We start from the raw sequence: 14,085 nt of genomic DNA, 5'->3' as shown, positions 1-14,085 counted from the left end.
AAATTTGTTGGTTTTTTCTTCTTGTTTTTTGTTTATGTGATTTTGGTGTTGTGGGGGGGGGGGGGGGGGGCGGGCCGGGGGGGGGCCGCCCCCTCCGCATTCCCGCGACTGACCCCACGCCACATCCCCACCCACCGACCCCACGCCACATCCCCACCCACCGACCCCACGCCACATCCCCACCCACCGACCCCACCCCGAGGAGGGCGGCGATGACCGACGCCGGCGACCCGCTGCGCCGCCTCGACGACCCCGACTTCCCGGCACTGACGATGAGCCAGGCCGCGGAGCTGCTCGGCGTCCAGGCCGCCTTCCTGCGCAGTCTCGACTCCTCCGGCGCCCTCCAGCCCTTCCGGTCCCCCGGCGGTCACCGGCGCTACTCGCGCAGTCAGCTCGGCCTGGCCGCCCGCCTCCGCAGCCTGCTCGACGACGGCCACTCGCTCGCCTCGGCCGAGACGATCGTCGGCCTGCAGGACCAGCTCGCCTCTGCGCGCGCGGACGCCGACCGGCTGCGGGACGACGCCGCCCGGCTGCGCGCCGACCTGGCCGGACCACGGCCGCCCGCACCACCGGGCAAACCCTTGCACGCAAACCCTAGGGGGGTATAGTTCCGGTCGGGCGGTGATCCGCGCCGCCCGATCAGGAGGACCGCAGTGACCAGTGTCGACGAGTCTGGTGCCGCGACGGTGTCCGGCGAGTGCACGCACCCCGACCACCAGCACGGCTACATCCACCGCAAGGACGAGTACCTCAAGCGCCTGCGGCGGATCGAGGGCCAGGCCCGCGGGCTGCAGCGGATGGTCGAGGACGAGAAGTACTGCATCGACATCCTCACCCAGGTGTCGGCCATGACCAAGGCGCTCCAGGCGGTCTCGCTGGGCCTGCTCGAGGAGCACCTCAGCCACTGCGTGGTCGCCGCCGCGCGCGTCGGCGGCCGCGAGGCCGACGAGAAGGTCCGCGAGGCGACCGACGCCATCGCCCGCCTCGTGCGGTCCTGACCCATCCCCCCGAACCGATGAGGACACCCCCATGACCACCACCAACTACACCGTCGTCGGCATGACCTGCGGCCACTGCGTGAACGCCGTCACCGAGGAGGTGTCCGCCGTCCCCGGCGTCAGCACCGTCGACGTCGACCTCGAGTCCGGCGGGCTCACCGTCACCAGTGACGCGCCGGTCGACGAGGCCGCCGTCCGCGCTGCCGTGGAGGAGGCCGGTTACTCGGTGGCCGGCTGATCCGGCCGGTCCCCCGATGACCGCATCGCCATGAACACCCCTGTCAGACTCGCCGCGTTCGGTGTCGGCCTGGCCGCCGTCTTCGGCGCCGCCACCGGCCTCGGCGCGGTCGTCGGCCCGGTCGGCCCGGCGGCGGAGGAGAGCTCCCCCGCCGGGCACGACATGGCGGCCGGCCCGGCCGAGGGCCACGACGACACCACCGCCCACGACGGCGACACCGCCCACCCGCCCGCCGGGCTCGCGGTCTCCGAGGACGGCTACACGCTGGCTCTCGACCGGGCGGTCCTGCCGGCCGGCGACGACGTCCCGCTGGCCTTCCGCATCCTGGGGCCCGACGGCTCCGCCGTGACCGACTACGCGGTCCGGCACGACGAGGACCTGCACCTGGTCGCGGTGCGCCGCGACCTGACCGGCTACCAGCACGTGCACCCGGATCTGGGTGTCGACGGCGTCTGGCAGGTACCGCTGGACCTCTCCCCCGGTTCGTGGCGGGTGTTCGCCGACTTCGCCGCCAGCGCCGACGAGGAGGACCGCGTCCTGGGCGCCGACCTCGAGGTGGCCGGCGAGTACGCCCCCACGCCCCTGCCCGCCCCGGCCGCGGTCGCCGAGGTCGACGGCTACACCGTCGTCCTGAGCGGCACCCCGACCGCCGGCGAGGAGTCGGAGCTGCGGTTCGGCATCAGCCGCGACGGGGCGCCGGTCACCGATCTCCAGCCCTACCTGGGCGCCTTCGGTCACCTGGTCGCGCTGCGGGCCGGCGACCTGGGCTACCTGCACGTCCACCCGGCCGACCCGCCGGGCGGCGCGGCCCCCGCCCCCGGACCGAATCTCGGCTTCGTGGCCGAGGTGCCGTCGGCCGGCAGCTACCGCCTGTTCCTGGACTTCCGGCACGGCGACACCGTCCGCACGGCCGCCTTCACGGTGACCGTGGACGGGCACGAGGAGCACGGCTCATGACCACCACCCCCACCGGCTCCCTGACCGACGTCGAGCTGCTCATCGGCGGGATGACCTGCGCCTCGTGCGCGGCCCGCGTCGAGAAGAAGCTGAACAAGCTCGACGGGGTCACCGCCACCGTCAACTACGCGACCGAGAAGGCGAAGGTCAGCGTCACCGGCGACGTCAGCACCGAGGACCTCATCGCCACCGTCGAGAAGACCGGCTACACGGCCTCGCTCCCCGAGCCGCCGCGGGCGGAGCCGGAGGAGGACGCCGCCGCCGACCCGGTGCGCGCCCTGCGCACGCGACTGGTCGTGAGCGCGCTGCTCAGCGTGCCCGTGATCGCGCTGGCGATGGTGCCGGCCTGGCAGTTCGAGTACTGGCAGTGGCTCTCGCTCACCCTCGCCGCGCCCGTCGTGGTCTGGGGCGGGCTGCCGTTCCACCGGGCCGCCTGGACCAACCTGCGGCACGGCGCCGCCACGATGGACACCCTGGTCTCGCTCGGCACGCTGGCCGCGTTCGGCTGGTCGCTCTACGCGCTGTTCTGGGGCACCGCCGGCATCCCCGGCATGGTGCACCCCTTCGAGCTCACCATCGAGCGCTCGGACGGCAGCGCCAACATCTACCTGGAGGCCGCGGCCGGCGTCACCACGTTCCTGCTGGCCGGCCGGTACTTCGAGGCCCGGTCCAAGCGGCAGTCCGGCGCGGCGCTGCGGGCGCTGCTGGAGCTGGGCGCCAAGGAGGTCTCCGTGCTCCGCGGCGGCACCGAGGTCCGGGTGCCGGTCGACCAGCTCGCGGTGGGCGACCTCTTCGTCGTCCGGCCCGGGGAGAAGCTCGCCGCCGACGGCGAGGTGACCGAGGGCTCCTCCGCCGTCGACGCCTCGATGCTCACCGGCGAGTCCGTGCCGGTCGAGGTGCGGCCGGGCGACGCCGTCGTCGGCGGGACCGTGAACGCCGGCGGCCGGCTGGTCGTGCGGACGACCCGCGTGGGATCGGCCACCCAGCTGGCGCAGATGGCCCGGCTGGTCGAGGACGCGCAGAACGGCAAGGCCGACGTGCAGCGGCTGGCCGACCGGATCTCCGGTGTCTTCGTGCCGGTCGTGCTGGCGCTCACCGTCGCGACGCTCGGCTTCTGGATCGGTACCGGCGCGGGCCTGCCGGCCGCCTTCACCGCCGCCGTCGCGGTGCTCATCATCGCCTGCCCGTGCGCGCTGGGGCTGGCCACGCCGACCGCGCTGATGGTCGGCACCGGCCGCGGCGCCCAGCTGGGCATCCTCATCAAGGGCCCCGAGGTGCTGGAGAACACCCGCCGGGTCGACACCGTCGTCCTGGACAAGACCGGCACGGTCACCACCGGCCGGATGACCCTGCTCGACGTGGCGCCGGCCGACGGCGAGGACGCCGACCGGCTGCTGCACCTGGCCGGCGCGCTGGAGGCGGCCTCGGAGCACCCCATCGCGCAGGCGGTCGCCCGGGCCGCTGCGGAGCGCGGCGCGCTCCCCGCCGTGGACGGCTTCACCAACGTGGAGGGCCTCGGCGTGCACGGCGTCGTCGACGGCTCGGCGGTCGTCGTCGGCCGGCCGCGGCTGCTCGCCGACTGGTCCGCAGGCCTGACCCCCGACCTGCAGCGGGCCGTCGACGCGGCCGAGGAGGCCGGGAGCACCGCGGTCGCCGTCGCCTGGGACGGCGCTCCCCGCGGGGTCCTCGTCGTCGCCGACGCGATCAAGCCGACCTCGTCCGCCGCCATCGCGCAGCTGCGGGCTCTCGGGCTCACCCCGATCCTGCTGACCGGGGACAACGAGCGCGCCGCCCGCACCGTCGCCGCCGCCGTCGGCATCGACGAGGTCATCGCCGAGGTGCTGCCGCAGGAGAAGGTCGAGGCGGTGAAGCGGCTGCAGACCGAGGGCCGGTCCGTGGCCATGGTCGGCGACGGCGTGAACGACGCGGCTGCCCTCGCCCAGGCCGATCTGGGGCTGGCGATGGGCACCGGCACCGACGTCGCGATCGAGGCCAGCGACCTCACGCTCGTGCGCGGCGACCTGCGGGTGGCCGCCGACGCCATCCGGCTGGCCCGCCGCACACTGAGCACCATCAAGGGCAACCTGTTCTGGGCGTTCGGCTACAACGTGGCGGCGCTGCCGCTGGCGATGGCGGGGCTGCTCAACCCGATGATCGCGGGAGCGGCGATGGCGTTCAGCTCGGTGTTCGTCGTCTCCAACTCGCTGCGGCTGCGCGGCTTCGCGCCGCTGCCGGAGAACCGCGACGCCGCCACGGCGCTGCCGTCAGGACGCACACGCACCGAGGAGCCCGTCCGATGACCGACCCGACCCGCCGCGGAGCCCGCCTCGGAGCCGCCGTCGGCGCCACCGCGGGGCTTCTCCTGCTCACCCGCCCGCAGCAGGTGCTCGACGCGGCCGCGCCGGCGTTCCCGCGGGAACGCCGCTGGGTGGTGCGCGCACTCGGCACCCGCCTGCTCGTCCAGCACGGCGCGGTGCTCGCCCGGCCCGGGCCGGCCGCCCTCACCGCCGGCGCCGCCGTGGACCTGCTGCACGCCGCGAGCATGCTGCCGTTCCTCGGCTCGGACCGGTACGGGCAGGCGGCCCGGATCAGCGCTGCGGTCGCCCTCGGCTCCGCGGTGGCCGGCAGGGTCCTGGCCGGGTTCCAGCGCAGGTAGCGGTCACAGCGCCGGGAGCAGCAGGAGCGCGGTCGGCAGGAGCAGCAGCAGGACGGCGGCGAGCAGGGCCGCGGGCCGGGCCGGCGCGGGCAGCGGGGACGGCGGCTCGAGCAGCCGCAGGACACGGGCACGCACCGCGCCCCCGGTCACCGCCAGCGCTCCGCCGGGGACCGCCGCTCCCCCGGGCCGCCCGGCCGCGGCGACGATCGCCTGCGCCAGCGTGCGGCGCGGATCGGCGCCCTCGAGCTCGCGCAGCCCCACGTCGTCGGCCCGCATCTCGACCAGCTCCCGGACCGCGGCGTGCGCGCGCCCGGCCGCCGGCAGCACGGGCAGCGCGGCCTCCCACGCCACGAACGGCAGCAGCAGCAGGTGGTGGTGCTCCCGCAGGTGCGCCCGCTCGTGCGCGACGACGGCCGCGAGCTCCGCCTCGTCCAGCTCGGCGACCATGCCGGAGGAGAGCACCAGCAGCGGCCGGGCGCCGGGGATGCAGAAGGCCACGGGCGCCGGATGCTCCAGCAGCCGGGTGTCGGGCGTGGCCCCCGGCTCGACGACCAGCTCCAGCAGCTGCCGGTGCCGACGCCGGGTGCGGGCGGTCCGGAACCAGGACAGCGCCAGCACGCCGACCAGCTCGAGGGCCAGCACCGCGGCCAGGGTCAGGGTGACCCAGTGGTCGCCGCGCACCGCGGCACCGGCGGGCTCGCCGCGCACCCACGACCACCACGCCTCCGGCAGCGAGTGCCCCCACGGCGCGAGACCGTGCACCAGCAGCGCGCCGATGATCGACAGGCCACCGGCCAGCCCGATCGCCTGCCAGCAGACCAGCGCGACCAGCGGATCGCGGCCGGGCCAGCGCGCGCGCCCGAGCAGCGCGGGCACCGGCCACGCCAGCAGTGCGGCGAGGACCGCGAGGGCGGCCGCGGAGGCGGGCAGCATCAGCTCGGGCGGGCGGCGGGGAGCGGCCGGCTCAGCGGCCGTCGCCGGCCAGCAGCTCCCGCAGCAGGCGCACCTCGTCGTCGTCGACACCGCCGACGAAGCGGGCCAGCACGGCCTGCCGGTCGGCGGCCTGACCGAGCACCTCGTGCATGAGCTCGGCGGCGTGGTCCTCGCGGCTGGCGCGGGCGGTGAAGCGCCGCGGCCGGGCGTCGTCGTGGGTGACGAAGCCCTTCTGCTCGAGCCGGGTCAGCACGGTGTGCACGGTGGTCAGCGCGACCCCGCGGTCGGCCAGCCCGTCGCGCAGCGCGGTCGCCGCCACCGGGCCGTCCGCCGTCCAGAGCTGATCCATGACGGCCCGCTCCAGCTCGCCCAGCGTGGCCATCGGTCCTCCTGTCGTGCGGCTCACAGTCATCTCTTCTACGTGTCGTAGAAAAGGGTCTTCTACTCGGCGTAGAAAGAACGTGTCGATCGTACGACGGTCGCAGCCGAGAGACGAGGAGCGGGTGCCGTGGACGTCCTGGACATCGCACGCTGGCAGTTCGGGATCACGACCGTCTACCACTTCATGATGGTCCCGCTGACCATCGGCCTGGGGATCCTGCTGGTGGTCATGCACACCATGTGGGTGCGCACCGACAGCCCCGAGTGGCTCCGGATGACCCGCTTCTGGGGCAAGATCTTCCTGATCAACTTCGTCCTGGGCGTGGCCACCGGGCTGGTCCAGGAGTTCCAGTTCGGCCTGGCCTGGAGCGAGTACTCCCGCTTCGTGGGCGACGTCTTCGGCTCGCTGCTGGCGCTGGAGGCCCTGCTCGCCTTCTTCCTCGAGTCGACCTTCCTCGGCCTGTGGATCTTCGGCTGGGGCCGGATCCCGAAGAAGCTGCACCTGGCCACCCTGTGGGCGGCGGTCATCGGCTCGGTCGTGAGCGCGTACTTCATCATCGCGGCCAACTCGTGGATGCAGCACCCGGTCGGGGTCGTCGCCGACGACGCGACCGGCCGGCCGCAGCAGGTCGACTTCCTCGCCGTGCTGACCAACAACACCGCACTGGCCGCCTTCACCCACACCATCGTCGCCGCGCTGATGGTCGCCGGCGCCCTGCTCGTCGGCGTCGGGCTCTACCACCTGCGCAAGCGGAAGCTGGCCGGGAAGCCGGCCGACGAGATCGACCACGGGGTGTGGCGCCGCTCGGTCCGGGTCGGTGGCTGGGTGTCGCTCGCCGCCTTCGTCCTGGTCGCGGTGACCGGCGACTGGCAGGCCAAGCTCATGTACCACCAGCAGCCGCTCAAGATGAGCTCGGCCGAGGCGTTGTGCGAGACCGAGGCGCCGGCGTCGTTCTCGATCTTCGCCTGGAGCAAGCTCGGCTCGAACGAGTGCGACGACGTCCACTCGATCACCGTGCCGGGGCTGCTGTCCTACCTCGCCAACGGCGACTTCACCAGCGAGGTGCCCGGAGTCAACGAGCTCCAGGAGCGCTACTCCGAGGTCTACGGCGCGACCTACCCCGACGACCCGTCGCGCTTCGGCAACCTGGCCGGGGAGCCGGTGGACTACCAGCCGGTGCTCGCGGTCACCTACTGGAGCTTCCGGCTGATGATCGGCATGGGCGCGGTCTCGGCCGGGGTCGCGGCCTACGCGCTCTGGTCGACCCGGCGCGGCCGGGTGCCGACCTCGCGGCTCGGGGTGTACGGCTCGCTGGCGGCCGTGGGTGCGCCGTTCGTCGCCAACGCCGCGGGCTGGATCTTCACCGAGATGGGCCGCCAGCCCTTCGTCGTCGTCCCCAACCCGGACGTGCCGGTCGACGAGCAGATCTGGTTCTTCACCGCCCAGGCCGTCTCCCCCGGCGTCACCGCCGGCGAAGTCTGGACGTCGCTGGTCGCGCTGACCCTGGTGTACGGGGTGCTCGCGGTCATCGAGCTCGGGCTGCTCACCACGTTCATCCGCTCCGGCGTCACGGCGAGCGACACCGAAGTCGAGCCGCCGATCGGCACCGGCCGGGACGACGACCGCCGCTCGGGCCCGGACGGCGACGCCGGAGGTGTCGGCGGTCCGGGCACCGACCGCCGCGCCGACGACGACGTCCTCCAGTTCGCCTACTGACGGCCCCCACCCCACCCACCCCCGTAGACCCCGAGGACCCGTCATGGACCTGCAGACCCTGTGGTTCGCCGCCGTCGCCGTGCTGTGGATCGGCTTCCTGCTGCTGGAGGGCTTCGACTTCGGCGTGGCCGCCCTCCTGCCCGTGCTGGGCCGCAGGACCGCCGACCGGCACCTGATGCTGCGCAGCATCGGCCCCCTGTGGGACGGCAACGAGGTGTGGCTGATCACCGCCGCCGGCGCGGTGTTCGCTGCCTTCCCCGGCTGGTACGCCACCTGGCTGCCCGTGCTCTACCTGCCGTTCGTCCTGGTGCTGTTCGGCCTGATCATCCGCGCGGTCGCCTTCGAGTGGCGGCACCAGTCGCACGACCCCCGCTGGGACGGCACCTGGACGCACGTGATCACGGTGGGCTCGCTGATCGCCGCCCTGGGCGTGGGCGCGGCGCTGGGCACGACCACGCTCGGCCTGCCGATCGACGGCGACGGCATCCGGGTGGGGGGCAGCTTCGCCGGCGTGGGCTGGGCGGCGCTCCTGGGCGCGGTCGCGGTGCTCGCCTTCTCGGTGGTGCACGGCGCGCTGTTCCTGGCGCTGAAGACCGACGGCGACGTCCGGCTGCGCGCCCGGGCCTTCGCGCTGCGCTGGTCGCCGATGGCCGCGCTGCCGCTGCTGGCCTGGGCCGGCTGGGTGCACCTGCGCTCGGGGACGCCGGCCACCGCCATGCTGTGGGTCGTCGGCGCGCTGGCCGTCCTGGTGACCTGGGCGTGCATCCGCGTCGACCGCGAGGGGCCGGCCTTCGCCGGCTGGGCGGTCATGCTGGTCAGCTCGGCCGCCACCATCTTCGGGGCCGCCTATCCCGTCGTCGTCCCCTCGACGATCGACCCGGCCTTCGACGTGACGATCGCCGAGGCCTCGGTCAGCGACTACACGCTCACCGTGATGACCTGGGCGGCCGGCGTCGGGCTGCCGGTCGTGCTGGCCTACCAGGCCTGGACGTACTGGGTGTTCCGCAAGCGGCTGACCGCCGAGCCGCAGCACGAGGACGCCCCCGAGAGCGGCCGGGCCCCTGCACCGAGCGAGCTGCCGGCATGAGTGCCGGCGCCGACGCCCCGCGGGGCCCGCTCGCCGCGCTCGCCGGGGTGCCGGGTCTGACCGGCGCCCTGGTGCGGGCCGCCCTCGCAGCGCTGGCCCAGACCGCCGGCCTGGTGCTGCTCGCCGCCGGCCTGGCGCACGCGGTGGCCCGCGGTTCGGGGCTGGCCGACGGGTCCGTCGCCGGACCGCTGGCCGTCGCGCTCGCCGGCGTGGCGCTGCGCTCGGTCGCCGGGACCGTCGGCCAGGTGCTGGCCGCCCGCGACGCCCGGCGGGCCGAGGACCGGCTGCGCCGCGACCTGCTCGACCGGCTGGCCGCCTCCCCGTCGGCGGTCGCCGTGGCCGGCGGCCCCGGCCCGGCGGCGGTGCTGGCGACGACGCGCCTGCACGACCTCGGCCCGGCGCTGGCCACCTACCTGCCCGCGCTGGCGCAGACGATCGTGGTGCCGCCGGCGCTGCTGCTGGTGCTGGCGGCCACCGACCTGCTCTCGGCGGTGCTCGTCGCCGTCACGCTGCCGCTCGTGCCCGTGTTCATGGTCCTGGTCGGCACGTTCACCCGGAGCGCGACCGCCGACTCCGCCCGGGCGCTGGACCGGATCGCCGCGCACGTGGCCGAGCTGGTCCGCGGCCTGCCCGTGCTGGTCGGCCTGGGCCGTGCCGCCGACCAGGCCGCCGCGCTGGCCCGGCTCGGCGAGGCGCACCGGACCCGCACGATGGCCACGCTCCGGATCGCCTTCCTCTCGGCGCTGGTGCTCGAGCTCATCACGACGCTGTCGGTGGCGCTGGTCGCGGTGACCGTCGGGCTGCGCCTGGTGCACGGCGACCTGGCCCTGGCGCTCGGGCTCACCGCGCTGCTGCTGGCGCCCGAGGCGTTCGCGCCGCTGCGGGCGCTCGGCTCGGCCCACCACGCCGCCGAGGACGCCGCGCTCGCCGCCGCGGAGGCGCGCGCGGTGCTGGCGGCGCCGGCGCCCGCGCCGCCCGCTGCCGAGGCCGGCGACGACCCGCGCGGTGCCGACGTCGCCGTCTCCGGGCTGACGGTGCGCTACCCCGGGCGGGCGGCCGCGGCGCTGCCCGCCACCGACCTGGTGGTCCGTCCGGGTGAGCTGGTCGCGCTGACCGGACCCAGCGGATGCGGCAAGTCGACGCTGCTGGCCGCGCTGGCCGGGGTGCTCGGCCCGGACGCGGTCGACGGGGGGACCGGAACCGGGCGGGGTGCGGTCGCGTTCGTGCCGCAGTTCCCGCGCACGACCGGGGCCACCGTGGCCGACGAGCTGCGCCGGCACGCGGCCTCGGCGCCGGGCGCCGACGAGATCGTGGGCGAGGCGTACGTGGTGGAGGCGCTGGCGCGCGTCGGTGCGACCGACCTCGCCGGACGTGCGCCGGAGTCCCTCTCCCCCGGTCAGCTGCAGCGGGTGGCGCTGGCGCGGGCGCTGGTCCGCGTCCGGCGCGGCGCCCGGCTGCTCCTGCTCGACGAGCCGACCGCGCACCTGGACGACGAGGCACGCGCCCTGGTCGCCGGCGTCCTGCGGGGCCTGCGCGGCACCGTGACGGTCCTGCTCGTCACCCACGACGCCGCACTGGCCGCCCTCGCCGACCGCGTCGTCGCCCTCCCCTCCCCCGCAACCGCGCTCCCGGAGACCGCGCCCCGTCCGGCCACATCGCCGATCTCGTCGGCACAGGGCGCTCTCCGCGACCAGATCGCCGATGTGGCGCGGAGTGAGGAGCCTCCGGAGCCGGAGGTCGCGTCCACCCGCGGGGCGCTGGCCCGCGCCGGGCTGCTCGGCGCGCTCTCCTCCGGGGCCGGCGTCGCGCTCACCGCCCTCTCCGGGTGGCTGATCGTGCGGGCCGCCGAGATGCCGCCGGTGCTGACGCTGCTGGTCGCCACCGCAGGGGTGCGCTTCTTCGGCGTCGGCCGGGCGGTGCTGCGCTGGCTCGAGCGGCTGGCCGCGCACGATGCCGCGCTCCGGCTGGCCGCCGCGACCCGCGTGCGGGTGTGGCGGGCGCTGGCCGCGCAGGGCATGGCCGCCGACCGCAGCCCCGGTGCTGCCCTGGCCCGGGTCGTCGGCGACGTGGGCGTCGTGCAGGACCTGACCGTGCGGGTGCGCCCGGCGCTGGTCGTGGCCACCGCCGTCCCGGCGGCGGCCGCCGCCGCGCTGGCCCTGGTCGACCTCGCCGCGGCGGCCGCGGTCGCCGCGGTGCTCGCCGCGACCGCGGCGGCGGTCGTCGGGGTGCACCGCCGGCTCGACGCGGGCGCGGCCCGCGCGCAGAGCACGCTGCGGGTGGCAGCGCTGCAGGCCGCCACCACCGCGCTCGACGGGGCCGCCGACCTCCGGGCGCACGGGCTCGCCGCCCGGACGGCCGGCGACCTCGCGGCGATCGCCGACCGGGAGGCGGCCTGCGCCCGCACCGGGGAGCGCGCCGCGGCACTGGGTACCGGCCTGGTCCTCCTCGGCACCGGCCTGGCCGCCGTGCTGGCCACCGCGGTCGCCGCCGGGAACGGGCTGACCGGACCGGTGCTCGCCGTCCTGGCGCTCGCCCCGCTCGCGCTGGCCGAGCCGCTGTCCGGCCTCGTCCCCGCGCTCCAGCGGCGGGGCGCGCTCGCCGACGCGCAGGCCCGCCTGGACGCCGTCCTGGCCGCCCCGCTGCCGGCGGACCCCGCGAACCCGCTGCCGGCACCGGCCCGGGTGGACGGCCTGTCGGTCGACCGGCTGACCGCCGGGTGGCCCGGCGGCCCCGACCTGCTGCGCGACCTGACCTGCGCCGCCGGCGCCGGCGACGGCTGGCTGGTGCTGCGCGGGCCGTCCGGCATCGGGAAGTCGACGTTCCTCGCCGTGCTCATGGCTGCGCTCCGCCCGCGGGCCGGCCGGTACGCCCTCGGCGACGTCGACACCGCCCGGCTGACCGGCACGGACGTCCGCTCCCGCATCGCCTGGCTGCCGCAGGAGGCGCACGTGTTCGCCTCCAGCATCCGGGCCAACCTGGCCACCGCTGCACCGCGCGGCGTGCTGGCGGGAGCCGACGGCGAGGCGCGGATGACCGCCGCGCTCACCGCGAGCGGCCTGGGCCCGCTGCTCACGGCCCTGCCCGACGGGCTGGACACCCCCGTCGGCGCCGGCGGCACCGCGCTGTCCGGCGGCGAGCGTCGCCGGCTGGCCGCCGCGCGCGCACTGCTGGCCGACCGCGACGTCGTCCTGCTCGACGAGCCGACCGCGCACCTCGACCCGCCCACGGCCCGCGCCCTGCTCGACGACCTGCGGACCGCCCTGGCCGGCCGCGTCGTGGTCTGCGTGACCCACGACGACGACGTGCAGCGTCCCGGCGACACCGTCGTGCACCTCGCCGCCGGGGCGGCCGTGGCGGTGGCCGGGCGCTGACCACCGCCACGGATCGGGGGTCAGCCCGCGCGTCGCCCGGGCACCAGCGAGGCGAGCGGCACGTGGTGCTGGCCGGCGTGGATGTCGCGGTCCCGGAGGCTGCCCTGCGCGATCGGCCGGGGGAAGGACACCTTCACCACGTTGAGCTCGGGGATGCGGAAGAACTGCACCTCGGCCGGGTCCACGGCGTACAGCCGCGCGATGACCTCCTCGTCCAGGAAGTCCTCGTCGGCGGCGAGCGCGTAGCCCTCGGCGTCGCGCATGAACAGCTCCATCGTGACCCAGAACGGCCCGGCGTTCTTCGAGCGGACCTCCAGCGCGAGGTCGCCGAGGGTCGGGTGCGGTGCGTCGGTCATGCGTGGCTCCTGTCGTCCATCACGAGGCGGAACATGCTGCTGGGCTCGTCGACGTCCACCACGTGGTTGAGGACGAACTCGTAGGAGGGGCCGCGCTCGGTCTCGGCCGGCGACGTGGCGAAGGCCAGGCTCGGCAGGTAGTCGATGTCCGGCGTGGGCAGGTGCAGCATCAGCGGGTTGGCGATCTTCGCGACGGCCGTGGCGGTCGCCTGGTCGGCCGCGTGCACCACGAGCATCACCCCGACCTCCCGCGGCGGCCCGGTGGCGGGGTCGAGCGCCCCGAGGATCGCGTCGTAGCCGTACAGCCGGAGGTCGATCTCGTACTGCGGCTGCTCCAGCCCCAGCGTCTGCCGCACCCGGCCGGCGAGCACCTCGCGCAACGACGTCGCCCAGATCTCGATGTTCTCGAGCAGGTGCGGATCGCGGATCGCGGAGAACGACATGGTGGCGTAGCCGGCCACCCGCGCGCCCTCGAGCTTGATGGTGTGCTGGTCGGCCGGCACGAAGCGGGAACCCTCCACCCGCACCCGACGAGCGTCGAGGGCGGTGTACCGCGCCTCGCGCACGTCGAGGGTGCCGGCGGGCTCCCGCATGGTGAACGGGTTCGCGGTCTCGTAGAGCATGTGCGCGGCGACCGACGTCGTCGTGCAGGCGGCCTCGGGGTCCAGGGGCTCGATGGTGAAGCCCGAGTGGTCGATGGTGGCGAAGACGCCACCGGCGCGCGGGTTCGTGGTGGCCTGTCCGCCGCACTCCACGATCTTCGCGGCGTGCCAGGTCGGGCCCGGTGGCATGCCCCGCATGAGCGGGAAGGCAGCGGCGACGGCGGTGTCGGTCGCCCGGCCGGCCAGCACCACGTCGGCGCCGGCCTGCAGCGCCTCGACGATCGGCTCGTGACCCATCATGCCGACGATGTGCGTGCAGCTCTCCAGGGTGCCGGCGTCCAGCGCGCCGAGCGGCGGGAGCGGGTGGATCCGGCCCCGGTTCAGCTGGTCCTTCAGGTCGGAGGCGTCCTGCTCGCTGTAGATCCGCGCCACCCGCAGGTCCAGGTTCTCCTCGCGCAGCACCTCGTCGACGATGCCGGCCACCCAGTCCACCCCGGAGTCCGTACCGCTGGTGCCGCAGGAACCGACGATCACCGGGATGTGCGCCTTCGCGGCGGCCCGGAGGATGAAGCGCATGTCCCGGGCGACGGCTGCCCGGGTCGTCTTCGCCGTCCCCGAGCCCAGGTAGTGCGGGCCCGAATCGGTCGAGCCGCCGTCGATGGAGATGACGTCGGCGCCCAGCTCGAGCCCCCGGTCGATCGTCTCGGGCGGGAAGCCGGCGCCGAGCATGCCGGAGGGGGTCAGGACGCGGACGGCGTCCGGTGGGCGCGTGGCGCTGGTCATCTGGTG

General features: G+C 75.4%; 13 protein-coding genes. 9 read left to right on the top strand and 4 right to left on the bottom strand.

Annotated elements, in window-relative coordinates; translation table 11 throughout:
* Positions 1-212 precede the first annotated feature (212 nt).
* The 6 genes from ACI793_RS13735 (at position 213) to ACI793_RS13710 (ending at position 4,849) form a co-directional block, all read left to right on the top strand.
* A complete protein-coding gene (locus tag ACI793_RS13735; RefSeq protein ID WP_456606931.1) occupies positions 213-608 on the top strand; it encodes a MerR family transcriptional regulator in 396 nt (131 codons plus the stop codon).
* 78 nt (positions 609-686) lie between these two features.
* Positions 687-998, top strand: a complete 312-nt coding sequence (locus ACI793_RS13730; protein ID WP_456606933.1) for a metal-sensitive transcriptional regulator — start codon at positions 687-689, stop codon at positions 996-998.
* 31 nt (positions 999-1,029) lie between these two features.
* Positions 1,030-1,236, top strand: a complete 207-nt coding sequence (locus tag ACI793_RS13725) for a heavy-metal-associated domain-containing protein (RefSeq protein WP_456606930.1) — start codon at positions 1,030-1,032, stop codon at positions 1,234-1,236.
* A 30-nt stretch (positions 1,237-1,266) separates the two neighbouring features.
* Positions 1,267-2,193 carry a hypothetical protein gene (locus tag ACI793_RS13720; RefSeq protein WP_456606929.1) on the top strand — a complete coding sequence of 309 codons (927 nt, stop codon included), beginning with the start codon at positions 1,267-1,269 and terminating at the stop codon, positions 2,191-2,193.
* On the top strand, positions 2,190-4,493 hold the full coding sequence (locus ACI793_RS13715) for a heavy metal translocating P-type ATPase (protein WP_456606928.1): 2,304 nt from the start codon (positions 2,190-2,192) through the stop codon (positions 4,491-4,493). The genes ACI793_RS13720 and ACI793_RS13715 overlap by 4 nt, the downstream gene beginning before the upstream one ends.
* Positions 4,490-4,849, top strand: coding sequence for a hypothetical protein (locus ACI793_RS13710; RefSeq protein ID WP_456606927.1), 360 nt, complete (start codon positions 4,490-4,492; stop codon positions 4,847-4,849). Before ACI793_RS13715 ends, ACI793_RS13710 begins: the two co-directional genes overlap by 4 nt.
* Before the next feature lie 3 nt (positions 4,850-4,852).
* Here the strand turns inward: ACI793_RS13710 and ACI793_RS13705 are convergent, their stop codons facing one another.
* On the bottom strand, positions 4,853-5,782 hold the full coding sequence (locus ACI793_RS13705; RefSeq protein ID WP_456606926.1) for a M48 family metalloprotease: 930 nt from the start codon (positions 5,780-5,782) through the stop codon (positions 4,853-4,855).
* Positions 5,783-5,813: 31 nt separating this feature from the next.
* Entirely contained in the window at positions 5,814-6,164 is a 351-nt protein-coding gene (locus ACI793_RS13700) for a BlaI/MecI/CopY family transcriptional regulator (RefSeq protein ID WP_456606925.1), read from the bottom strand.
* A gap of 126 nt (positions 6,165-6,290) precedes the next feature.
* Here ACI793_RS13700 and ACI793_RS13695 point away from each other — a divergent pair, with 126 nt between their 5' ends.
* Genes ACI793_RS13695 through cydC form a run of 3 tightly spaced genes read left to right on the top strand, consistent with a single transcriptional unit; the run spans position 6,291 to position 12,338 of the window.
* Entirely contained in the window at positions 6,291-7,880 is a 1,590-nt protein-coding gene (locus ACI793_RS13695; protein WP_456606924.1) for a cytochrome ubiquinol oxidase subunit I, read from the top strand.
* Positions 7,881-7,923: 43 nt separating this feature from the next.
* Positions 7,924-8,967 carry a cytochrome d ubiquinol oxidase subunit II gene (gene cydB, locus ACI793_RS13690; protein ID WP_456606923.1) on the top strand — a complete coding sequence of 348 codons (1,044 nt, stop codon included), beginning with the start codon at positions 7,924-7,926 and terminating at the stop codon, positions 8,965-8,967.
* Complete coding sequence (gene cydC / locus ACI793_RS13685) at positions 8,964-12,338, top strand: thiol reductant ABC exporter subunit CydC (RefSeq protein WP_456606922.1); 3,375 nt, start codon at positions 8,964-8,966, stop codon at positions 12,336-12,338. Before cydB ends, cydC begins: the two co-directional genes overlap by 4 nt.
* Positions 12,339-12,358: 20 nt before the next feature.
* On the opposite strand, the gene ACI793_RS13680 is transcribed toward cydC, so the two are convergent.
* Together ACI793_RS13680 and ACI793_RS13675 are read right to left on the bottom strand one after the other, a co-directional pair.
* The gene (locus ACI793_RS13680; protein ID WP_456606921.1) at positions 12,359-12,694 is read right to left on the bottom strand and encodes a DUF4387 domain-containing protein; all 336 of its coding nucleotides are present in this window, start codon (positions 12,692-12,694) and stop codon (positions 12,359-12,361) included.
* A complete protein-coding gene (locus ACI793_RS13675) occupies positions 12,691-14,079 on the bottom strand; it encodes an acyclic terpene utilization AtuA family protein (RefSeq protein WP_456606920.1) in 1,389 nt (462 codons plus the stop codon). Before ACI793_RS13675 ends, ACI793_RS13680 begins: the two co-directional genes overlap by 4 nt.
* Between the last annotated feature and the right edge of the window lie 6 nt (positions 14,080-14,085).

It is taken from the genome of Blastococcus sp. SYSU DS0617 (assembly GCF_054051075.1).
This window is presented reverse-complemented; position numbering and strand designations above follow the sequence as displayed.

Coding starts and splice junctions, on each gene's coding strand:
- ACI793_RS13735 (WP_456606931.1), top strand. CDS start 213: ATGACCGACGCCGGCGACCCGCTGCGCCGCCTCGACGACCCCGACTTC.
- ACI793_RS13725 (WP_456606930.1), top strand. CDS start 1,030: ATGACCACCACCAACTACACCGTCGTCGGCATGACCTGCGGCCACTGC.
- ACI793_RS13720 (WP_456606929.1), top strand. CDS start 1,267: ATGAACACCCCTGTCAGACTCGCCGCGTTCGGTGTCGGCCTGGCCGCC.
- ACI793_RS13715 (WP_456606928.1), top strand. CDS start 2,190: ATGACCACCACCCCCACCGGCTCCCTGACCGACGTCGAGCTGCTCATC.
- ACI793_RS13710 (WP_456606927.1), top strand. CDS start 4,490: ATGACCGACCCGACCCGCCGCGGAGCCCGCCTCGGAGCCGCCGTCGGC.
- ACI793_RS13705 (WP_456606926.1), bottom strand. CDS start 5,782: ATGCTGCCCGCCTCCGCGGCCGCCCTCGCGGTCCTCGCCGCACTGCTG.
- ACI793_RS13700 (WP_456606925.1), bottom strand. CDS start 6,164: ATGGCCACGCTGGGCGAGCTGGAGCGGGCCGTCATGGATCAGCTCTGG.
- cydB (WP_456606923.1), top strand. CDS start 7,924: ATGGACCTGCAGACCCTGTGGTTCGCCGCCGTCGCCGTGCTGTGGATC.
- cydC (WP_456606922.1), top strand. CDS start 8,964: ATGAGTGCCGGCGCCGACGCCCCGCGGGGCCCGCTCGCCGCGCTCGCC.
- ACI793_RS13680 (WP_456606921.1), bottom strand. CDS start 12,694: ATGACCGACGCACCGCACCCGACCCTCGGCGACCTCGCGCTGGAGGTC.
- ACI793_RS13675 (WP_456606920.1), bottom strand. CDS start 14,079: ATGACCAGCGCCACGCGCCCACCGGACGCCGTCCGCGTCCTGACCCCC.